A 22663-nucleotide genomic window follows, 5' to 3' on the forward strand; every position below is an offset into this window, starting at 1 on the left:
GCTCATTGAGCGGCGTTTTTGTTTGTGCGTCATCTGTTGTGCCAATCCCGGTGCGGGATTTTATTGCATGGGCTCTTGCGACCGTGGATACACGTCCTGTTTTTTGATCACACTGGCCAGGCGCGGCTTATCACCTGGCGCCAGTAATCGCTCGATGGCACCACTCACCATGTTTTCCAGCAGATTATCGCGCTCTTGTTCATCCAGCGAATAGTGCGTCAGCCAACTGGGCGCGCTGTTGAGCAGGGCGGCAATGGCATGACCGACGGCCAACACGCCCTGTTCACTGAACCGGGGGCGGATGCGCAGTATCAGCAGCAACTTGCGTTCGTACTGCTCGCGCAGCTGCCGGACCCGTTGCTGCTGCTCTTCATTCAGGCAGCCGCTGTCGCGCTCCACCAGACGAAAATGCCAGGGCATTTCCTGATGTAGATTCAGGTGCGCGCGAATCAATTGATTGAGTCTGTCGCGTTTTGCCGGGGCCGTTTGTTCGATGCGCCCCAAAGTGGCCAGCAGCTCTTCGTAAAACTCCTCAATCAGGTCGAGCAGCAGGTGCTGCTTGCTGGGGTAATGGTGATACAGCGAGCCTGGAGCGAGCCCCAGGCAGGTCGCGAGCTCACGCATGCCGACTTGACCGAAACCCTTGCTGGCAAAGAGCTCCAGCACCTTGTCCCGGTATTCGGCGAAGCGTGAGCACCGCTCAGGCATAGGCATGGAAGCCACGCCCCGTTTTGCGTCCCAGGTAACCGGCGGCGACCATTTCCTTGAGCAGCGGAGCGGGGCGGTATTTGCTGTCGTTGAAGCCGTCATAGAAGGCTTCAAGGATTGCCAGCACGGTGTCCAGGCCAATCAGGTCCGCCAACGCCAGCGGGCCGATCGGCTGATTGCAGCCCAGGCGCATGCCGGCATCGATGTCGTCGACGCTGGCCAGGCCTTCCTGAAACACCAGGATCGCTTCATTGATCATCGGCACCAGAATCCGGTTGACCACGAAACCCGGACGGTTGCCGGCGGTGATCGCGGTTTTACCGAGTGTGGTCGCCATGTCCAGCGCCAGGGCGTGGGTGGCATCGCTGGTTTGCAGGCCACGAATCACTTCGATCAGGCCCATCACCGGCACCGGATTGAAAAAGTGCAGACCGATGAAACGTTCAGGCTGGCTCACGCTGGCGGCGAGCTGGGTAATGGACAGCGACGACGTGTTGGAGGCGATCACGCAGTCAGCGCTGACTTGCGCGGCGATTTGTTGCAGCAAGCGCAGTTTCAGGTCGAGGTTTTCGGTGGCGGCTTCGATCACCAGTTGCACGTTTTGCAGGCTGTTGTAGTCGGTGCTGGTGCGAATCTTGTCGAGGGCAGCGAGCTTTTGCTCAGGCGTCAGCGTGTTTTTGGCGACCTGCCGATCAAGGTTTTTATCGACGGTCGCGATTGCCTTTTGCAAGGCACTCTCGGCAATGTCGATCAAAGTCACGTTGAAACCGGCCAGGGCGCAGACTTGCGCGATGCCATTGCCCATGGTGCCGGCGCCGATGACGCCAATGTTCTGAAGATTCATGCGCATGTCCTTATCAAACCCGCTCGAACAACACGGCGATGCCTTGGCCGCCGCCGATGCACATGGTCGCCAGGGCATAACGGCCTTGGCAGCGATGCAGTTCGTGAATCGCTTTGGTGGCGATGATCGCGCCAGTGGCGCCCACCGGATGGCCCAGCGAGATGCCCGAACCGTTGGGGTTGACCTTCTGTGGATCGAAGCCCAGTTCTTGCGCTACGGCACAGGCTTGGGCCGCGAAGGCTTCGTTGGACTCGATCACATCAAGGTCGGCAACGGTCAGGCCGGCGCGCTTGAGCACCAGGCGGGTGGCGGGAATCGGTCCCAGTCCCATCATCGACGGTTCAACGCCTGCGTGGGCATAACCGACCAGTCGGGCCATAGGCTTGAGGCCTTGTTCCTGAACAGTCTGGCCCGTGGCCATGATCAGTGCGCCGGCACCATCATTGAGGCCGGACGCGTTGCCGGCGGTGACGCTACCGTCCTTTTTGAAGGCGGGTTTCATACGGCTCAATTGCTCGGCATTGACCTCGGCCCGCACATGCTCATCCGTCGCAAACGTAACCGTTCCTTTGCGGGTTTCAATTTCGATCGGCACGATCTGCCCGGCAAAACGCCCTTCGGCAATCGCCCGGGCAGCACGCTGCTGGCTGAGCAGCGCCAATTCATCCTGGGCCTGACGCGTGATGCCATAGTGCTCGGCGATATTTTCAGCGGTGATACCCATGTGGAAACCGGCAAACGGGTCTTGCAGTACCCCAAGCATGTAGTCGATGGCCTGCATGTCGCCCATGCGTGCGCCCCAGCGCGCCTGCGGCAACAAGTACGCGCCTCGGCTCATGGACTCGACGCCGCCTGCCAGTGCAGCGCCCGCATCCCCCAGCATCAAACTTTGCGCGGCACTGACAATCGCCTGCAAACCCGAACCGCACAGGCGGTTGACGTTGAAGGCAGGCGTCTCTTTCGTCAGGCCGGCATTGATCGCTACGGCTCGGGAGATGTAGGCATCGCGTGCCTCGGTCGGGATCACATGTCCCATCACTGCATGACCGATGTGCTCGGGCGCCAGGCCTGAACGTTCGATGGCGGCGCGGCAAACGTCAGTTGCCAACTGAATAGGTGGCACATCCTTGAGTGAACCGCCAAAACTGCCGATGGCAGAACGAACGGCGCTCACTACAAAAATATCGGAATGGTTCATGTTGGCTCTCTGAATAGGTCTTTTTTGTTGGGCACGAGTCTAGAATCAGCAGCGCCACTGGCCTATGCCAAAACTGTTCAAGGGTGATGGCGTTTTTTGCCATATTCAGATGTGACGAGAGAGGCATTCAAATGCGGGAAACGGATTCGGTGGCGGTTTACTTCATGTACCCCATGATCCATGCACTACGTGAAGAACCGCAGCGTCTGCGGTCAGTGCTTGAACAAGTGGGAATTGATCCGGCACTGATGGACCAGCCGACGGCACGGGTGCCGGCCACGGCTTTCGCCGCGTTGTGGCTGGTGCAGATTCGTGAGTTGAACGACGAATTTTTCCAGTTGGACTCCCATGGAATGCCGCCGGGCAGTTTTGCCTTGATCTGTCGGGCATTGATTCAGGAGCCAACGCTGGAAAAAGCCATGCGTCAGTGCCTGGCCAATTTCGCCCTGTTCCTGAGTGATTTTCGCGGCACGTTGAGCGTGCGTGGCAAGCGTGCGGTCATCAGCTTGCAGACCCGTGCGCAGAACAGCGAGGTCAGCCGGTTGGGCGAAGAAACGTTTCTGGTGTTGATGATCAGCCTGCTGTGCTGGCTGGGTGGGCGGCGCATTCCGATCGATCGTGCGGACTTTCGTCATCAGCGTTTGTCGCTGCGTGATGATGCCATGCTCTGGGGGCCCAACCTGACCTTTGGCACCGAACGCACTGAAATCGAGTTCGCCAGTCACTACCTGCGCCTGCCGGTGATTCAAGACCTTGCTTCGCTGAAAGTGTTTTTACGCACCGCACCGCAATGGCTGGTGATCCGCTTCCGCAACCAGCATGGGCTGACCTCGCAGGTTCATCAGCGTCTGCGCCACAGTCATTACAGCGAATGGCCGACCTTACAAGCCTTCGCCCTGGAACAGCACCTGAGCCCCAGCACCTTTCGCCGCAAACTGGGACGTGAAGGCTGTTCGTATCAGGAGATCAAGGATGAAGTGCGGCGCGCGGTGGCGTTTGAACGGTTGCGCCAGAGCAAGGCGAGCATCAGCGATATTGCCGAGCAGTTGGGGTTTCAGGAGCCGAGTGCGTTCCATCGCGCGTTCAAGAAGTGGACAGGGGAGAGCCCGGGGCGGTATCGGGCGCGGTTTCAGACATCGGAGGCAACTGATTCATGAATTGCGCTCAGCAGTCCATGCGGATTTTTGATCTTAATCGATGTGCTCAGGGCTTGTAGCATGCCTATCAAGAGGTCAGCTTTCAAAGTCCTGTTTTTTAGTGCCGAGCGGCGCAAGGGAAGAGCGCTCAGGCGAGAACATGCGATTGGCTTTGCATCGCTCGTTCAAGAAAGTCGATGAACGCGCGCACCTTTGCATTCAAAGCCGATCGCTCGGTGACGCAGGCATAGATGTGCATCGGCTCAGGCTCCGCGCAAGCTGCGTTGCGACTGCCCGGCTCGAACAACGGTAGAAGGCGGCCGCTGTCGATCAATGGTTGAGCGATAAAGCTCGCCAGACGTGCGATCCCGCCGCCGTTTACAACAATCTGCGCGATAGTGTCGATGTCATCGCAGATGAAGCCCGGGTTGACTTTGGCCTCGAAGCGGCTGCCGTTGAGTACAAAGGTCCAGGGCAGAAAACGACCATCCGTTGGATAGCGAAAGACAAGGCAAGTGTGTTGCTTCAGTTCCTCAGGTGTTGTCGGTATGCCCGCGCGGTCGAAATACGCGGGCGCCGCGCAGAAAACGAAAGGAAACGAAGCGATTCGCCGGACAATGAGCTGATCGTTCAGCTGCGCTTCGATGCGGATACTGACGTCGACGCCCTCCAGCCGATGATCAACGCTGCGATCTGTATTGATCAGTTCGATGTCGATGCGCGGATAGGCGTCCTTGAACGCGGGCATTAATGGCGCGAGTACATGCCGACCAAATGCCGCGGTGGTGGCGATGCAAAGCGGCCCCTGCGGTTTGGTGGCGACCGTGGCAGCTTGCGAGGCCAGATCGATATCGCCCGGGATGTGACGCACTTTCTCGAAATAGCGAGTGCCGCTTTCGGTGAGCGCCATACTTCGGGTTGTACGAGAGAGCAGGCGCACGCCCAAGTGGGCTTCGAGTCGCGTGATGCTCTGGCTGACCGCTGCGGCGCTCATGCCTTGGGCACGGGCCGCCGCCACGATGCTGCCGTTTTCTACCACACGGATATAGGTATTGATCAAACCAAGAATATCCATCGGGCCCTCATACTCGATTCGTTGATTTTTCTTAAGAAAGATTCAAGCGCAACGCGTCTACCGGCGCGTTTGGCAGCTTGCTAGGTTAGCCGCTCTTTCGCCACTCAAGATTGACAAGGCTTAAATCGATGTCCGACAGAACAGCTAAAAATACCGTGCGTTTTCGCTTGCCTAAACATGCCACGCCTTACGTCTTTGCTCTTTACATGGCAACGATCATGGCGTTTCTCATGTGTCTCGTCATTACCCTAGCGGAATTCGGAATAGGTGAACATTACATGGAAAATGTGATGAATGCGTACCGGGTGGCAATGCCTTCGGCATTCATCTGCGTGCTCGTCGTGCGCCCATTGGTTGCCCGACTTGTAGCGTGGACCGTGCAGGGGCACTGAGGGAAAGTCACTGCCATAAGGAGGTTGAGCGCAAGTGATCGTATGACTATGGTTGAACCCGGTACCTTGCCGTCATACCGGGAAATTGAAGGTCCATCGGCCAGCGTTCCCCTGGTTCTCTTGATTTAATCCTGATAGTGGCCGGTGTCTCTTTGAGACAGACGGCCATTTTTCAGATTGACAGCGGGGTAGGGGTATCGATATAAAAAGCCAAGTTGTACGACGACAGACGATCAATCGGCTGCTCAACCCTTAACAATAAAAAAGTGTCGGCCCCTATCATGAACTCAGCCTGTTTTCTCACCTCCCTAAACGCCCCTTCCAAAGATGCAATCCTGGTTGCCGGCACCTGCGCGCAGCACTCCGATTGCACGTGCATCGTTGCACCAGTTAATCGCAAACACCCAGAAGTCTGAATGGCCTTGGCGCGGACCCGTCGCGTTGTGGCGATGCTCTACGACAATTGATCTCGCTTAAAACCGAGACTTCATCACCCTAATCCAACAATAAAGTGATGCCATGAATCTGAACGAGCCCATCAACGCTCAGCGAATCGGCCAGGCCGTCGGCAACTATCGCTGGACTATCTGGCGCGCTGTTGTTCTTTGCCACTACCGTCAATTACCTCGACCGCCAGGTATTGAGCCTGTTGGCGCCGGATCTATCGACGCAATTTGGCTGGAGCAATAGCGATTACGCCAACATCGCCTCTGTTTTCCAGTTTGTGTACGCTATTTCCATGCTGTTCGCCGGTCGCGTGGTCGACAAGATCGGCACCAAGACCGCCTATGTGGTAGCGATCTGCATCTGGTCGACCGGCGCGGTCATGCACGCCTTTGCGGAGCCGATGGGTGAGGGTATTGCCGGCATCAGCAGCGCCTTGGGCCTTGCCGTCATCCCTGTTTCGATAGCAGGTTTCATGCTGTCGCGCGCCGTGCTGGCGATAGGCGAAGCGGGCAACTTCCCGATCGCAATCAAGGCCACCGCAGAATACTTCCCGAAGAAAGAGCGTTCCATTGCCACCGGCATTTTCAATTCCGGTGCCAATGTGGGCGCGATCCTGGCGCCGATCTGCGTGCCGCTGATCGCCAGTCTATGGGGCTGGGAAGCGGCTTTCATCGTGATCGGTATGTTGGGCTTCGTTTGGGTGGGCGTATGGATTGCGCTGTACGAGAAGCCGGAGCAGCAAAAACGCCTCTCGGCGCAGGAACTGGCCTACATCCGCAGCGACCAGGTCGTGCAGGCGGTCACTCGCCCGGTACCGGGTGTTGCCGACAAAAAAGTATCCTGGTTCAAATTGCTGACCTACCGCCAGACGTGGGCTTTTGCTTTCGGTAAATTCATGACCGACGGCGTGTGGTGGTTCTTCCTGTTTTGGCTTCCCACCTATTTGTCGGCGCAATACGGCATGAAAGGCCAGGCCATCGTGATGCCGCTGGCCGTGCTGTACAGCATGACCATGATCGGCAGTATCGGCGGCGGCTGGTTCCCCAGCTATTTCATGTCACGCGGTGACGCGCCGTATGACGGTCGCATGAAAGCCATGCTGGTGATCGCATTCTTTCCGTTGCTGGTGTTACTGGCGCAGCCATTGGGTTACATCAGTTTCTGGGTGCCGGTGCTGCTGATTGGCGTGGGCGCGTCGGCGCACCAGGCATGGTCGTGCAACATTTTCACCACGGTGTCTGACATGTTTCCGCAAAAATCCATCGCTTCGGTGGTCGGTATCGGCGGTTTGGCAGGTGGCTTGGGCGGCGTAGTGATGACCAAGATCGGCGGTTGGGTGATCGATCACTACAAACTGATCGGCGATATTCATACCGGCTACATGATCATGTTTGCCATCTGCGCCTTGGCCTATCTGGTGGCATGGAGCGTCATGAAGGCGCTGGTACCACGCCATAAGGAAATCACCGATCTGTAAACGGCTGGCACCCGTCAGCCAGCGAGGGATACGCACTGCGACGCATTTTGTCGCAGTGCGTGACTTGACCGCCTTCCTCTGAGCCTGCGCCACTCATGTGAACAGGTTGATCGGGTCGACGAAGTCCGGCCTGTCGGTGCCGACTATCGGATTGCCATAAGCGAAGGAGGGCGCACGACGCGTGTGCCTGGCGATCCGCTATTTGGCCAATAACCTGCACCAGAAACCTCTCCCAGCCCGTGATAAGGGCGACAGCTCGTCATAGCGCGTCCTGGCCTCATCGCCGATACCTTGCGCTCCTCACCGCCGGGTCGTTGCAGGGGGGAGGCGATCCGGCCGATTGCTACACACAGTCGTTCGGCATGATCTAAGCTCCAGAAGATGGTTTTTGCGAGCAGGGGTTTCAATGCGAAGCACACCTGAAAACAGCCTGAAAAATGCGTTGAAAGCCTGTAGAGATAGCTTTATTTCTGTTGGTTTTTTCAGCTTTTTCATCAACGCGCTCATGCTCGTTCCCACCTTCTATATGCTTCAGGTGTATGGGCGCGTGATGGCCAGCGGAAGCCTGACAACCCTGGCAATGCTGACGCTGATCATGACCGGGCTGATCATCACGCTCGGCTCCCTGGAATGGATCCGTTCGCGCATCATGGTTCGGGTCAGTACCCGACTGGATGTGTTGCTGAGTCGCCAGGTCTATAAGGCCAGTTTCAAACGGGCGCTGGACAGCGGTGGTATGGATGCCTCGGCCCAGTCGCTCAACGACCTGACGGGTTTGAGACAGTTTCTCTCCGGTAATGGTTTGTTCGCCTTTTTCGATGCGCCCTGGTTGCCTATCTACATCGCTGTGATGTTCATGTTTCACCCCTGGTTTGGCTGGGTAGCGACGGGCAGTGCACTGCTGTTGTTATTGCTCGCGTTTATCAATGAGAGGCTGACGGGGCCAACTCTGGCTCAGGCGAACAAGGAACATATCGGCGCGACGCTCTACACCACGAAAAATCTGCGCAACGCTGAAGTCATCGAGTCCATGGGCATGCTTGAAACCCTGATGGATCGTTGGGGGCATCGGCAAAGAAATGTTCTGTTGCTACAGGCCCAAGCCAGCGATAGAGGTGCCATCGTCAGCACGCTGTCCAGGACGTTCCGGATCCTGGTGCAATCATTGATCCTGGGGCTGGGGGCGTACCTGGCCGTGGATCATCAAGTGGGGGCAGGCTTGGTGTTTGCCGGGGCCGTGCTGCTAGGGCGTGCATTGGCCCCCATCGATCTGATCATCGGCAGTTGGAGAGGCTTTATTGCGGCTCGCTCGCAATACGGCCGTCTCAACGACATCCTCGACAAACAACAGGCTCAGCCCGAGCGTATGTCATTGCCTGCGCCTCAGGGGCACGTGCAGGTAGAGAATCTGGTGGTTGCGGCACCTGGTTCGAGAACCCCGATCATCAACAACATGAGTTTCAACGTACCTGCCGGCTGCGTTGTCGGCATCATCGGTCCCAGTGCCGCGGGCAAATCGACCCTGGCCAGGGCGTTGATGGGGGTATGGGCACCGCTGCATGGCGTGGTCCGGCTCGATGGCGCGGACATCAGCGCGTGGGATAAAGATGAACTTGGACCGTATATAGGTTACTTGCCCCAGGACATTGAGCTGTTCGAAGGCAGCATCAGCGAGAACATTGCCCGCTTCGCCGAGGTCGACTCGGTAAAAGTCATTCAGGCTGCCAGGACCGCTGGCGTTCACGAAATGATTTTGCAGTTGCCCGATGGCTACGACACCGTCATTGGCAGTGAGGGCCTCACGCTGTCCGGAGGGCAGCGCCAGCGCATTGGACTGGCCCGCGCCCTGTATGGCAGCCCGCGCCTGATTATTCTCGACGAGCCCAACTCCAACCTTGACGAAGTCGGCGATCGCGCCCTGGTGGCAGCCATCCAGCAGATCAAACAGAGCGGCGCGACCCTGTTTGTCATTACCCACCGAACCAACATCGTGTCGCAACTGGACCGGCTCATGGTGATGAACGCAGGGGCTATCAGTCTCTACGGGCCACGCGAGCAAGTGCTCGCCGAACTCGCGCAGAAACAGCAGGCACAAAAGCACGCCATGTCGGCAGGCGCCACCATGGCTTCGGTCAAAACCAGCAAGGGCGATGCCGATGAACCCTACGATGCCCAGTCGTCAAATTGAAAGCTTCGCCGGCCTGCCGATATCTGATCGTAAAGCACGCCGCCTGGGCATTGGTATTATCGGGGTGACCTTCGGCCTGTTCGGCACCTGGGCGGCGCTCGCGCCCCTGGACGGTGCCGCTTTCGCGCCGGGGGTGGTCACCGTGCAGACTTACCGCAAAACGGTCCAGCATCCTGAAGGCGGCATCGTCAAAGAGGTACTGGTCCATGACGGTGACATCGTCAAGCGTGGTGATCCGCTGATCATTCTTGATGATGCCCAGTTGCGCTTCGAATACGAGATAAGCCGAGGTCAGTTGGTCGCAACCAGAGCCATGGAGGCAAGACTCAGGGCTGAGCGCGACACACTGTCGGCGATCAGCTTTGGCGAGATAGCCGATCCAGACAGTCTGCGCGGAGTGGAGGCGCGCCAGGGCGAGACCCAGGTATTCAACGCCCGGCAGGGCTCGCGGCTGGGTCAGATCTCGGTGTTGCGCGAGCGCATTGGCCAGTTGAGTCAACAGATCAAGGGACTGGAGTCGATGATTGCTGCCAAGGTTCATCTGGAGAAATCCTACAGCGGTGAAATCGTTGAATTGACCGACCTGCTCAAGCAAGGGTTCGTTGACAAACAACGTCTGCTCGATCAGGAACGCAAGCTGGGGATGCTCAGGTCGGAGGTGGCTGATCACCGGTCCGCTATTAACAAGACCCGTCTGCAGATCAACGAAACACAGCTGCAGATTCTGCAAATCGACAAGGATTTCAATACCGAGGTGGTCAAGGAGCTGGCCGAGGTGCAGACCCGGATGTACGACTTGCAAGAGAAAACCTCGTCCCTGGAAGACCGGCTCAGTCGTATCGTCATCCGCGCACCCGACGCAGGCATGGTGATTGGCATGACTGTGCACACCATTGGTGGTGTGGTGAGCCCGGCGACGCCGCTGCTGGATATCGTTCCATCGGTTTCCGAGCTGGTCATAGAGGCCCAGGTGGCGCCTGTGGATATTGATCGTGTCGCCATCGGCAAGCGCGCCGATATCCGTTTCGGCGCCTTCAACAGCTCGACCACTCCCGTGATTGAAGGCGAGGTCAGCAGCGTATCGGCTGACCGGCTGGTCAACGAAAAGGCCGGGACGGCCTATTACCTGGCGCGGGTGCGGGTAACCGAGGAGGGCGTGCGCACCTTGGGTGAGCGCAAGTTGTTGCCGGGGATGCCGGCGGACGTATTAATCATCACCGGGCAACGCACGTTGTTGCAGTACTTGATGCAGCCGGCTCGCGATGCCATGGCTCAATCGATGATCGAGGAATAACCATGAGCGCGTCGGCAGTTTTGCTGGGCGGTGTGTTCATGCTTGCAGCGGGTGCCGCCCTGGCGCAAACCACTGCAGCCACGCCTGCCGGGGTCAGTGCCTCGACGTTTTCCACCGACCTCATGCAGTTGTACCGTGAGTCACGGCTGGAAGATCCGAGGGTATTGGCCTCCTATGCACAAGCGCAGGCGGGTAAGGAGCATCAGCGCGAGGCTATGGGTGCGCTGTTCCCGCAGGTATCGCTCAACGCCGGGACGAACCGGATTCATCAGGAGAGCGACCTGGTGCAGCAAAGTTACGATAGCGAAAACTACAGTCTGGTGCTGCGTCAGTACCTCTACAACAAGACCGCGTGGGAGAACTACCAAAAATTCAAAAGCCTGGCCAGGCAGTCCGAATCGCAAGCGCTGGATGCCCAGGCCGAGGCCACAGTGGACTTGGCGCAGCGTTACTTCACTGCGTTGGCGGCCGAAGATGAACTGGAGTTGGTGAGGGCGGAGCGTCGAACCACGCAAAAGAGTCTGGACCGGGTCAATGCGTTGTACGAAAAGCAGCTGGCAATGATTACTGATCAGCTCGACCTCAAGGCCCGGGTCGATTTGCTGGCGGCGCAGGAGCTGGATGCCCAGAACCAGGCCAGTATCAGTCGTGAGGCACTGGCGGAGATCGTCGGCCGTCCGGTCAAGGAGAAGCTCAACCGGATTCGCGATGACGTGCAACTACGGGTTTCGGCGCAGAGTCTGGAATCCTGGGTGCGCGAGGGTATAGCGCTAAACCCGGCGCTCAAGGCCAACGAGAGCGGTGTGGAAGCCGCGGGCGCAGCCTTGCGCAGCGGCAAGGGCGGGCACTATCCGACCTTGAGCCTTACGCTGAGCGCGCAGCAGACCAACGAGGGCTACAACAACGCCCTGGCGCCGCGCACCGACAGTTATGTCGCCGGTATTGGCGTGCAGGTGCCGCTGTACAGCGGCGGTTCGACCTCGGCGCGGGTCCGTGGGCTTTACCAGGATCAGATTACCGCCGAGCAGGAACTGGAAGCGATCCGGCGCCGGGTGGTCAAGGAGATCACCAGCGCTTACCTGACCGCCAATTCGAGCGGAGAAAAGATCAGTGCGAGCCGAAACGCCCTGGCCTCGGCACAGCTGTCCAGAGTGGCGGCAGAGAAAGCGCTCGATTACGGAATGGTCAATGCCGTCGATGTACTGACCACCGTACGCAACGAATTCCGGGCGCGTCGTGACCTGCTCAAGACGCAATACGAATTCGTCACGAATGTCCTCACGCTCAATCGTTGGGCGGGAAAGCTGCCTGCCGAAAGTGTCGAAAGCGTTAATGGCTGGTTGAGCTCCGGCAGTTCCAGCCAAAACTTCACATCCCCCTGATCCTGCCGCAACACCTACTGTCTCGCCGATAAATTGACGCCAATATCGCGGTTACACCTGTGTGCGAACCATTTGTCGGTTAATTGACGATTTCGATCGCGGTCAGACCTTGATCGCTGGTCGGCCAAGGAGAGCCTAAGGTTTTGATTTTCAAGGGATAAATTGGCATTTTTGACAACAGCCTGGCTATCCGCATGAGGCGTGAGTCGACGACTGGCGGATGGGCGTGCTGGCAGTGTGCTGGTCTGGCCTAGACTCAGTTGAACAGATCGAGGGAGCACGTCATCACGCGCAAGTTATTGATGATTATTCCTATTTATGTTGCCTCGATGGCTTTGCCCGGCTTTCGGAAACGCCCGCAACCCCTGCTTGTGAAGCCAGTGGAAGGGGCTCCAAAAAATGAATACCCGGGCAGGCACCGTTAAGGCCTGTCGGCGTTCGCATCCGTCCTTCGATCACGGTGGGCAGGTGAGCGAGCTGCTGATTCAGGAAGGCCAAGGGAGGGAGGTCATTAATTCTTCAAGGGAGTCAGGAAAATATGACGACCCACAAAAAAACAATACGTGTGATGCTGATCGATTGTCGTCCCCTCGTTCTCATGGGTCTTCAAGACTTGATCAATGCCAGGAAGCCTCAGATGGAAGTGAGCGGCCAGGCCACCACCTATACCAATGCGCTGGATCTTGCCGATCAATTGCGCCCCAATGTGATTTTTTTCAGTTTTTTTCCAGATGCGTTGAACCCTTTGGAAGTCGTTGCGGGACTCACCCGCAACGCCGAAATGAAAGTGCTGGTGCTCAAGGGTTTGTACGAAGCCATCCCCGTTGCCCAGGCAATAGAGGCGGGCGCACGGGGCATCGTGCTGGCGGAAGACCCGACGGAATCGATCATCCAGGCCATCATCACAGTCCATCATCGCGACACCGGACTGGATAGAGCCTGGGCCGGTGGGCTTTCCGGCTATGCCGCGACCGGGAATATCCATTTGAAATGCAATCTGGAGCAGGCAAAACAGGCGCGGCTGACGCTACGCGAGAGGGAATTGATTCGCGCCATTGTCGGGGATCCGTCCGCCAAATACATGAGCATCGCCGGGCGTCTGGGCATCAGTGAGCACACCGTGCACAACCACCTCAGCAACATCTATCAAAAGCTTGATCTGATCAACCGCATCGATTTGCTGATGTATGCGCTGAAGCACGGGCTCACCAACAACGAAAAACCACCCGAGTCCACGTGGGTGGAACTGGATTTGGTTTCACGTCAAAAAAAGACGTTTTGACACCCGTGGGCGCGTCTGCCGCAGGGTGCTGGGGTTGATACGAGCATGCGGATCTGAATATTGGAACTGACAAAAGAATGCGAGGGTGGTTTGCGCCACCCTCGCATTTTTTTACTACGCGCGTTTCTCAGACGCTGCCGTAAACAATGTCGCTACTCAGAAGATCGACCCCGACCAAGGTGATGGTCGTGACTTGTCCGCCCGTTTCAGCAACCGTCACGATGCTGTCGGCGCCGGTGTTGTCGATCGATTGGACAACCGCACTCTGGTCGCCGTTGAGTACCAGTGTGTCTCGCAGGCTTGCGTTCGCATCGAAGCCGGTAACCTGGTACAGGTTCTCATCGACCGACAAATCGACGTTGAAGGCATCACGTTCACCGCCCGTGCCCGCCAGCGAGAAGTCGAAGGTGCCGGACAGGTCGTTGGCGAACAGGTTGGCGTCGAACGTACTCGTCGCCGAGTCCCCATCCTTGTCGGTCAGCGTCGCGTTGAACGTCAGCTGGACATCGCTGGCCAGGCTCTCGCTCTCCTGAATGAACTGGATCGTCGGGATCTTGATCTCGCCTCGGGCCATCGTGAGCTGAACAGCGTCAATCAGATTCGTGCCATCGCTCTCAATGAGGAAGGATACCTGTCCGCCTGCCTCCGGAGTCAGGGTGTTCACTTCGATGAGGTTCGAGAACGTGCCGTCCTCGTAGAAGGCCCTGTAGTACAGGTCCTCGGTCGCCGTGTTGTAACCTCCCACGGAGTTGTCGATGAAGACCCTCATGCCCGTCAGCAAGCTCTCCGGATTGACGACGAAACTTTCATCGGCAGCGCCGATTGCCGCCAGGTTGTCTCCCTGGAACAGGTTATTGGCGACGCCGATACCGGCGGTGCTGACGTTCATGGCCCTCGGGTCGATGTACGAGGGCAGGGGGTTGGTTTGTAGCGTTGTTTCGGTGGGGTCGGGTTCTCCAAGCCCGATTCCGCTCAGGATGTCCGCAGTCGACGCAAGCGCCTTCGCGGTAAAGAACACAATCTCCTCAGATGGCGAAGGAATAGTCGGTGGATCCTGCTCTGGAATTAACAATGTACGCACTGGATCCGGACCGCCGGCACCGAGCGCGCCATCGGCAGTGCTGAGCACGATCTCCGAACTGAAGCCTTGCACCAGATCCAGTGCATAGCGGCCATCGGCATAGGCGGTCAGCGTGTAGTCGACGCTGGTGTCCGCCGTTGCGGCGTTGTTGTCGAAATCACCGGTTAACGTCCCTGCGAATTGGTACGCGCCATTGCCGTCCGGTGAGGGCGACTGCTCGGTGAGCGTGGCGGTCCCGGTGGTGGTCGTGTTGTCTGGCCTGACGAGGGTGAACTGGCTATTCACCGAGATATCCAGACCAGCCGCACCCAGCCCGTCGGCGCCCGCCGAATGGTCCCAGAAGCCGAATTGCGGCAGGACACTACCGGTACCGATCAGGTTGCCGAATGCAAGTGACGGGCCGTCGTCCTTGAACACCAGGTTCTGCCCGATGTTGAGCGTCGCCTGAGCGCTGTCGCCGTCCTTGTCAGTGATGGTTGCCGTCAGCGTCACCAGATTGTCCGCCGATAGCGTCGTCGAATCATCGGGATCGGTGGCGTCGGGATGCACCACGGCGCGCAGCTGATCGAGGGTGACGTCACCGTTGGCGGCGACGCTGACCGTGAACACCAGCAGGTTGGTGGTGGCCGTGCGGCCTTGCACCACGCCACCGTTAAGCGACAGGTTCACTGCCTCGCCGGTGGCCGTATCCGTCAGCCCGGAAGGACCGGCGGTCATGCCCAACGCATAGGTCAGGGTGCCGGCGCCATCAGCGCCAAACGCCGAGCTGAAGTTGGCGGTGAAGCTCTGGGTGGCATCGGTCGCCAGTACCGTTTCGTCTACCGTCAGCGTTGGCTCGTCACCGGTGGTGGTGATGCTTGGCCCGTCGTCCTCGAACACCAGGTTCTGGCCGATGTTGAGGGTCGCCTGGGCACTGTCACCGTCCTTGTCAGTGATGGTTGCCGTCAGCGTTACCAGATCGTCCGAGCTCAGGCTCGTCGCATCATCCGGATCGGTGGCATCGGGATGCACCACGGCGCGCAGCTGGTCGAGGGTGACGTCACCATTGGCGGCGACGCTGACCGTGAACACCAGCAGGTTGGTGGTGGCCGTGCGGCCTTCGACCACGGCGCCGTTGAGCGACAGGTTGACCGCTTCGCCGGTGGCCGTGTCGGTCAGCCCCGAAGGGCCTGCCGTCGCGCCCAGCGCATAGGTCAGCGTGCCAGCGCCATCAGCGCCAAACGCGGAGCTGAAGTTGGCGGTAAAGCTTTGGGTGGCGTCGGTCGTCAGCACCGTTTCGTCCACCGTCAGTATTGGCTCGGTGCCGGTGGTGTGGATGCTCGGTCCATCGTCCTCGAACACCAGGTTCTGGCCGATGTTAAGCGTCGCCTGGGCACTGTCACCGTCCTTGTCGGTGATGGTGGCCGTCAGCGTCACCAGATCGTCCGAGCTCAGGCTCGTCGCGTCATCGGGATCGGTAGCATCGGGATGCACCACAGCGCGCAGCTGGTCGAGGGTGACGTCACCGTTGGCGGCGACGCTGACCGTGAACACCAGCAGGTTGGTGGTGGCCGTGCGGCCTTCGACCACGGTGCCGTTAAGCGACAGGTTGACCGCTTCGCCGGTGGCGGTGTCGGTCAGCCCCGAAGCCCCCGCCGTCACGCCCAGCGCATAGGTCAGCGTACCGGCGCCATCAGCGCCAAACGCCGAGCTGAAGTTGGCGGTAAAGCTCTGGGTGGCGTCGGTTGTCAGCACCGTTTCGTCGACCGTCAGTATTGGCTCGTCACCGGTGGTGTGGATGCTCGGTCCGTCGTCCTCGAACACCAGGTTCTGGCCGATGTTGAGGGTCGCCTGGGCACTGTCACCGTCCTTGTCGGTGATGGTGGCCGTCAGCGTCACCAGATCGTCCGAGCTCAGGCTCGTCGCATCATCGGGATCGGTAGCATCGGGATGCACCACGGCGCGCAGTTGGTCGAGGGTGACGTCACCGTTGGCGGCGACGCTGACCGTGAACACCAGCAGGTTGGTGGTGGCCGTGCGTCCTTCGACCACGGCGCCGTTGAGCGACAGGTTGACTGCCTCGCCGGTGGCCGTATCGGTCAGCCCGGAAGGGCCTGCCGTCGCGCCCAGCGCATAGGTCAGCGTACCGGCGCCATCAGCGCCAAACGCCGAGCTGAAGTTGGCGGTAAAGCTCTGGGTGGCGTCGGTTGTCAGCACCGTTTCGTCGACCGTCAGCGTCGGTTCGTCGCCGGTGGTGTGGATGCTCGGTCCGTCGTCCTCGAACACCAGGTTCTGGCCGATGTTGAGGGTTGCCTGGGCACTGTCACCGTCCTTGTCGGTGATGGTGGCCGTCAGCGTCACCAGATCGTCCGAGCTCAGGCTCGTCGCATCATCGGGATCAGTGGCATCGGGATGCACCACGGCGCGCAGTTGGTCGAGGGTGACGTCACCGTTGGCGGCGACGCTGACCGTGAACACCAGCAGGTTGGTGGTGGCCGTGCGGCCTTCGACTACACCGCCGTTGAGCGACAGGTTGACCGCTTCGCCGGTGGCCGTGTCGGTCAGCCCCGAAGGGCCTGCCGTGACGCCCAGCGCATAGGTCAGCGTACCAGCGCCATCAGCGCCAAACGCGGAGCTGAAGTTGGCGGTGAAGCTCTGGGTGGCGTCGGTTGTCAGCACCGTTTCGTCTACCGTCAGCGTCGGTTCGTCGCCGGTGGTGTGGATGCTCGGTCCGTCGTCCTCGAACACCAGGTTCTGGCCGATGTTGAGGGTTGCCTGGGCACTGTCACCGTCCTTGTCGGTGATGGTGGCCGTCAGCGTCACCAGATCGTCCGAGCTCAGGCTCGTCGCATCATCGGGATCAGTGGCATCGGGATGCACCACAGCGCGGAGTTGGTCGAGGGTGACGTCACCGTTGGCGGCGACGCTGACCGTGAACACCAGCAGGTTGGTGGTGGCCGTGCGGCCTTCGACCACGGTGCCGTTGAGCGACAGGTTGACCGCTTCGCCGGTGGCCGTGTCGGTCAGCCCGGAAGGGCCTGCCGTCGCGCCCAGTGCATAGGTCAGCGTGCCGGCGCCATCAGCGCCAAACGCTGAGCTGAAGTTGGCGGTAAAGCTCTGGGTGGCGTCGGTCGTCAACACCGTTTCGTCTACCGTCAGCGTTGGCTCGTCGCCGGTGGTGTGGATGCTCGGTCCATCGTCCTCGAACACCAGGTTCTGGCCGATGTTGAGGGTCGCCTGAACGCTGTCGCCATCGCCATCGGTTATGGTCGCCGTCAGGGTCACCAGATCGTCCGAGCTCAGGCTCGTCGCATCATCGGGATCAGTGGCATCGGGATGCACCACAGCGCGCAGTTGGTCGAGGGTGACGTCACCGTTGGCGGCGACGCTGACCGTGAACACCAGCAGGTTGGTGGTGGCCGTGCGGCCTTCGACCACGGTGCCGTTGAGCGACAGGTTGACCGCTTCGCCGGTGGCCGTGTCGGTCAGCCCGGAAGGGCCTGCCGTCGCGCCCAGCGCATAGGTCAGCGTGCCAGCGCCATCAGCGCCAAACGCGGAGCTGAAGTTGGCGGTAAAGCTCTGGGTGGCGTCGGTTGTCAGAACCGTTTCGTCTACTGTCAGTATTGGCTCCGTGCCGGTGGCGCTGACGCTTGGTCCGTCATCCTCGAAGATCATCTTGGAGCCGATTTCGGCGATCGTCGTAGAGGTATCGCGCAGCGTGAAGCCACCGATATCAAAATCGGCGTGGTTATCGCCCCTGGCGTCGAGGGCCGCCCCGTTCTCGATGAGCACGCGGTTGTGGTCTGACGTTGTGGTGTATTCAATCTGGTAGCCGGCCAAAACGCCGGTGACGGTTGCAACCCCACCAGTAAAGGTGATGGCAATGGACGGATCATTCACCGAACCGTCTGAATTCTCGATCACCTGCCCGGTGCTGATGTTGGTGACGAGCACATTGGTGATGGCAACCGCCGTATCACCTGTATAGCCGTTGACGAAGTTCACGCCAGGTTCAGCAGCGGTGTTGAATGCGCTGATTTTGACCACTGCACTCTTGCCGCCTTGCAACTGCACGACGTCGAAACTGGCCGACGTCGAATTGAAGACGCCGGTAAAGTCGATGTTGGATTCAACATCTGCTTCGGTCTGACTCAGGTTGGGAACAGTCACATCCTGCCTGGCGCCCGTGACGAACGTAAAGCGGATGCCTTCCTGTTCCGTAATCATCTGGTTGTTGGTGCCGATGGTGGTCGGGCCACCACCCTGGCTGGTATTGATCGTGTCGCCAGTGTTGATATTGGCGCCGCTCGATTGGTCTGCGGGGTTCTTGCCGGTGGCGATGATGGTGGTATCGGTGATCCGCACGACACCATCGACCGTTTCAGTTGTCGGGTTCGCTTTCGTGAACATCAAAAAGAGGTTCTGACCGGAGGGCGCACCGGCGAGACTGAATCCCTGGTCCTGGGTAGCTCCGATGAACACCTTATCCAGCAGATTGAGCGAATCATCGGGGTTTGTAGCATCTGGGTGCTTGAGCGGTTGGTATTCCACGGTCCAGATCTTGCCGCCGGTGACCGGCGATCCGGTTTCTTCAATGTAGGCAGCGAACACGATCGCGCCATCTGCGCCCCCGGCTCGGCCCAGAAGAATGTTGTTGTTCGTATCGGTATAGAGAAGGATGCTGGTGCCATCGAGGGTATCCAGTCCACTGTCCAGACCATCGAGTGGTGCACCAGCGCTGTCGACGAAGCTGATGTCGCTAGTGCTTCCTCCACCGGTGATAGTGAACGCATTGGTGCCCGTGGTGCCCGCGGCACCGGTATAGCCACTCAAGGCCGCACCCGTTGCGGTACCGGCTCCAAGTGCGGTCAAGCGGGTAGAGAAGGAAGCGGGCAGGGATGCCACAAGAATGTCGTTGTCGTCAGCGTCTCCTGCAGGGGTTGGCGTGGCGGTGGCGTTCTGTAACCCGGCCGTCTCGTCCAGCACAACGTCCTCGCCTGTGATTGCAATAGCCATGATTTTTCTCCCGAGCAATTGCGGTCATTGAGGTCTGACCATTGACCTCTACAACTATGACCAAGCGCCGGAAATTGCGCATCGGCCGAAACTCCCAAGTGGGATGGGAGTTTCGGCCTAGTCGTCCTCGTCGGTAGTCTGTCGCAGGGCGCCCAGGTTGATGTGAGCGTGCGGATCGCCTATTGGAAGTGCAAAAAAATGCGAGGGTGGCTTGCGCCACCCTCGCATCCTTTCACGCGCGTTTCTCAGACGCTGCCGTAAACAATGTCGCTACTCAGAAGATCGACCCCGACCAAGGTGATGGTCGTGACTTGTCCGCCCGTTTCGGTGACCGACACAATGCTGTCTGCGCCAGTGTTGTCGATCTGGACAACCGCGTTCTGGTCGCCGTTGAGCACCAGCGTATCTCGCAGGTCTGCGCCCGCATCGAAGCCGGTGACCTGGTACAGGTTCTCGGTGAATGACAAATCGACGTTGAAGGCATCCTGCTCACCACCCGTGCCCACCAGCGTGTAGTCGAAGGAGCCGGTCAAGTCGTTGGCGAACAGGTTGGCGTCGAACGTACTCGTCGCCGAGTCCCCATCCTCGTCCGTCACCGTCGCGTTGAATGTCAGCTGGATATCACTGGCCAGGCTCTCGGTCTCCTGAATGAACTGGATCACCGGGATCTTGATCGTGCCCAGGCCCATCGTGAGCTGAACAGCGTCGATCAGCGTCGCGTCCGCCTTCTCGATAACGAAGGACGTCTGTCCTCCGGCCTCCGCGGTCAGATCAGCGGCAAGAACCTTCGTCGGCGAACCCGACGTGGTGCCGTCCGCGTAGAAGATCGTGTAGTACAGCTCTTCCGTTGCCGGGTTGTACCCCTGCACCGAGTTGTCGATGAACACTTTCATGCTCGACAACAAAGACTCGGGATTGATGACGAAACTCTCGTCACCCACGGATTTGGAGTCATTGGGGTCAGCGCCATTGATGCCTGGTACTGTGTTTCCATCCAGGTTGTTGTTGCCAATACCGATGCCGGACGTGCTGACGTTCATGTTCGCGGCGCCGATGAACGCAAACCCGCCACTTTCTATCTGTGCTTCGGTGAGGTCGGGCGCACCCAGCCCGATGGCGGAAAATATGTCGCTGGAGGAAGTGGTTGCGTTAACACCAAAAAAAACAATCTCCTCAGATGGCGAAGGAATAGTTGGTGGATCCTGCTCTGGAATCAACAATGTGCGCACTGGATCCGGGCCGCCGGCACCGAGCGCGCCATCGGCACTGCTGAGCACGACCGTCGAACTGAAGCCTTGCACCAGATCCAGTACATAGCTGCCATCGGCCAAGGCACTCAGCGTATAGTCGATGGTGGTATCCGTCGTGGCGGCGTTGTTGTCGAAATCGCCGGTCAAGGTCCCGGCGAATTGGTACGTGCCATTGCCATCCGGTGAGGGTGACTGCTCGGTGAGTGTGGCGGTCCCGGTTGTGGTGGTGTTGTCTGGCCTGACGAGGGTGAACGAGCTATTCACCGAAATATCCAGACCGTCCGCATCCAGCCCGTCGGCGCCGGCCGAATGACTCCAATATCCGGTTTGTGGCAGGACGCTACCGCTGCCGATCAGGTTACCAAAGGCGAGTGCTGGGCCATCATCTTCGAAAAGCATCTTGGAGCCGATTTCGGCGGTCGAAACAGCGGTTTGGAGCAGCGTGAAACCACCGATATCAAAGTCGGCGTGGGTATTGCCCCTGGCGTCGAGGGCCGCACCGTTCTCGACGAGCACGCGGTTGTGATCCGACGCTGTGGTGTATTCAATCTGGTAGCCGGCCAAAACGCCGGTGATGGTAGCAACCCCACCGGAAAAGGTGATGCCAATGGCCGGATCATTCACCGATCCGTTTGAATTCTCGATCACCACCCCGGCGCTGTTGAAGACGCGCACATTGGTGATGGCAACCGGCGTATCGTTCGCATAGCCGTTGATGAAGTTCACGCCAGGTTCAGCAGCGGTGGTGAATGCGCTGATTTTTACCACGGCACTCTTGCCGCTTTGCAACTGCACGACCTCGAAGCTGGCCATCTTCGCGTTGAAGACGGCGGTAAAGTCGATGTTGGATTCAACATCTGCTTCGGTCGGACTCAGGTTGGGAATGGTCACATCCTGCCTGGCACCGGTGACGAACGAAAAGCGGATGCCATCCTGTTCCGTAATCATCTGACTGTTGGTGCCGAAGGTGGTCGGGTTAGCCGCCTGGCTGGTAATGATCGTGTCGCCAGTGTTGATATTGGCGCCGCTTGACTCGTCTGCGGGGTCCTTGCCGGTGGCGATGATGGTGGGATCCGTGATCCGCAAGACACCACTGTCGTCGACAACTGTCGGGTTCGTCTTCGTGAACATCAGGAAGAGGTTCGCACCGGAAGGCACACCGGCCAGGCTGAATTCCAGGTCCTGACTGGTTCCGACGAATACCTTATCCAGCAGATTGAGTGAATCATCGGGGTTCGTATCATCTGGATGCTGGAGCGGTTGATACTCCACGGTCCAGATCTTGCCGCCCGAGACCGGCGATCCGGTTTCTTCGATATAGGCGGCGAACACGATCGCGCCGGTAGCGCTCCCGGCCCGGCCCAGAAGGATGTTGTTGTTCGTATCCGTGTAGAGAAGGATGCTGGTGCCATCGAGGGTAAACAGTCCGCTTTCCAGACCATCAAGCGGTGCGCCATTGCTGTCGACGAAGCTGATATCGGTAATGCCGGACGCGTCGGTGAGAGTGAATGCATTGCTGCCCGTGTCGCCCACGTCACCGGTATAGCCACTCAAGGCCGCACCCGTTGCGGTACCGGCATTCAGTTCGGTCAAACGGGTTGAGAAGTCCGAGGGCAGGGACGCCACCAGAATGTCGTTGTCGTCAGCGTCTCCCGCAGGGCTTGGCGTGGCGGTGGCGTTCTGTAAACCGGCCGTTTCGTCCAGCGTAACGTCCACGCCGGTGATTCCAATAGCCATGGTTTTTCTCCCGAGCAATTGCGGTCATCGAGGCCTGACCGTTGACCTATCGCTGCAACTATGGCTAAGCGCCGGGGATCGCGCATCGGCCGATACTCCCAAGCGGGATGGGAGTTTCAGACTACCTGGATGGGGGAACAGCACGAGGGCGTTAAGGAACGGTGCCGCCTATTCCGT

12 protein-coding genes and 1 pseudogene are annotated in these 22663 nt (G+C 59.0%); 7 read left to right on the top strand and 6 right to left on the bottom strand.

The annotated features are described in order from the left end of the window. Positions 1 to 60: 60 nt before the first annotated feature. Genes AB7M26_RS19500 through AB7M26_RS19510 form a run of 3 tightly spaced genes read right to left on the bottom strand, consistent with a single transcriptional unit; the run spans position 61 to position 2750 of the window. Positions 61 to 714, bottom strand: a complete 654-nt coding sequence (locus AB7M26_RS19500; protein WP_123494919.1) for a TetR/AcrR family transcriptional regulator — start codon at positions 712 to 714, stop codon at positions 61 to 63. Then, positions 701 to 1552: a 3-hydroxybutyryl-CoA dehydrogenase gene (locus AB7M26_RS19505; RefSeq protein WP_123494918.1), complete on the bottom strand. Its 852-nt coding sequence runs from the start codon at positions 1550 to 1552 to the stop codon at positions 701 to 703. Before AB7M26_RS19505 ends, AB7M26_RS19500 begins: the two co-directional genes overlap by 14 nt. A gap of 13 nt (positions 1553 to 1565) precedes the next feature. Beyond that, a complete protein-coding gene (locus AB7M26_RS19510) occupies positions 1566 to 2750 on the bottom strand; it encodes an acetyl-CoA C-acyltransferase family protein (RefSeq protein WP_095631998.1) in 1185 nt (394 codons plus the stop codon). A 131-nt stretch (positions 2751 to 2881) separates the two neighbouring features. Here AB7M26_RS19510 and AB7M26_RS19515 point away from each other — a divergent pair, with 131 nt between their 5' ends. Further along, on the top strand, positions 2882 to 3907 hold the full coding sequence (locus AB7M26_RS19515; RefSeq protein WP_123494917.1) for an AraC family transcriptional regulator: 1026 nt from the start codon (positions 2882 to 2884) through the stop codon (positions 3905 to 3907). A 127-nt stretch (positions 3908 to 4034) separates the two neighbouring features. On the opposite strand, the gene AB7M26_RS19520 is transcribed toward AB7M26_RS19515, so the two are convergent. Then, the gene (locus AB7M26_RS19520) at positions 4035 to 4961 is read right to left on the bottom strand and encodes a LysR family transcriptional regulator (RefSeq protein WP_454238990.1); all 927 of its coding nucleotides are present in this window, start codon (positions 4959 to 4961) and stop codon (positions 4035 to 4037) included. Positions 4962 to 5089: 128 nt separating this feature from the next. Between AB7M26_RS19520 and AB7M26_RS19525 the strand changes: the two genes are divergently transcribed. The 6 genes and pseudogenes from AB7M26_RS19525 to AB7M26_RS19550 all read left to right on the top strand — a co-directional run bounded on the left by AB7M26_RS19525 (position 5090) and on the right by AB7M26_RS19550 (position 13423). Next, positions 5090 to 5353 (top strand): DUF2798 domain-containing protein, encoded by a 264-nt coding sequence (locus tag AB7M26_RS19525; RefSeq protein ID WP_123494915.1) that lies wholly within the window; start codon positions 5090 to 5092, stop codon positions 5351 to 5353. Positions 5354 to 5872: 519 nt separating this feature from the next. Then, positions 5873 to 7277: pseudogene (locus AB7M26_RS19530) on the top strand (MFS transporter). Positions 7278 to 7683: 406 nt separating this feature from the next. Beyond that, positions 7684 to 9465, top strand: coding sequence for a type I secretion system permease/ATPase (locus AB7M26_RS19535; protein ID WP_123494912.1), 1782 nt, complete (start codon positions 7684 to 7686; stop codon positions 9463 to 9465). Continuing rightward, positions 9446 to 10759 (top strand): HlyD family type I secretion periplasmic adaptor subunit, encoded by a 1314-nt coding sequence (locus AB7M26_RS19540; RefSeq protein WP_429385795.1) that lies wholly within the window; start codon positions 9446 to 9448, stop codon positions 10757 to 10759. Before AB7M26_RS19535 ends, AB7M26_RS19540 begins: the two co-directional genes overlap by 20 nt. Before the next feature lie 2 nt (positions 10760 to 10761). Beyond that, positions 10762 to 12141: a TolC family outer membrane protein gene (locus AB7M26_RS19545; protein WP_429385796.1), complete on the top strand. Its 1380-nt coding sequence runs from the start codon at positions 10762 to 10764 to the stop codon at positions 12139 to 12141. A 538-nt stretch (positions 12142 to 12679) separates the two neighbouring features. Then, positions 12680 to 13423: a response regulator transcription factor gene (locus tag AB7M26_RS19550; protein ID WP_123494908.1), complete on the top strand. Its 744-nt coding sequence runs from the start codon at positions 12680 to 12682 to the stop codon at positions 13421 to 13423. Between the two features lie 127 nt (positions 13424 to 13550). Here the strand turns inward: AB7M26_RS19550 and AB7M26_RS19555 are convergent, their stop codons facing one another. Next, positions 13551 to 19499 (bottom strand): DUF5801 repeats-in-toxin domain-containing protein, encoded by a 5949-nt coding sequence (locus AB7M26_RS19555; RefSeq protein WP_429385799.1) that lies wholly within the window; start codon positions 19497 to 19499, stop codon positions 13551 to 13553. 245 nt (positions 19500 to 19744) lie between these two features. Next, positions 19745 to 22486 carry a DUF5801 repeats-in-toxin domain-containing protein gene (locus AB7M26_RS19560; RefSeq protein WP_429385801.1) on the bottom strand — a complete coding sequence of 914 codons (2742 nt, stop codon included), beginning with the start codon at positions 22484 to 22486 and terminating at the stop codon, positions 19745 to 19747. Between the last annotated feature and the right edge of the window lie 177 nt (positions 22487 to 22663).

It is taken from the genome of Pseudomonas sp. F-14 TE3482 (assembly GCF_053629455.1).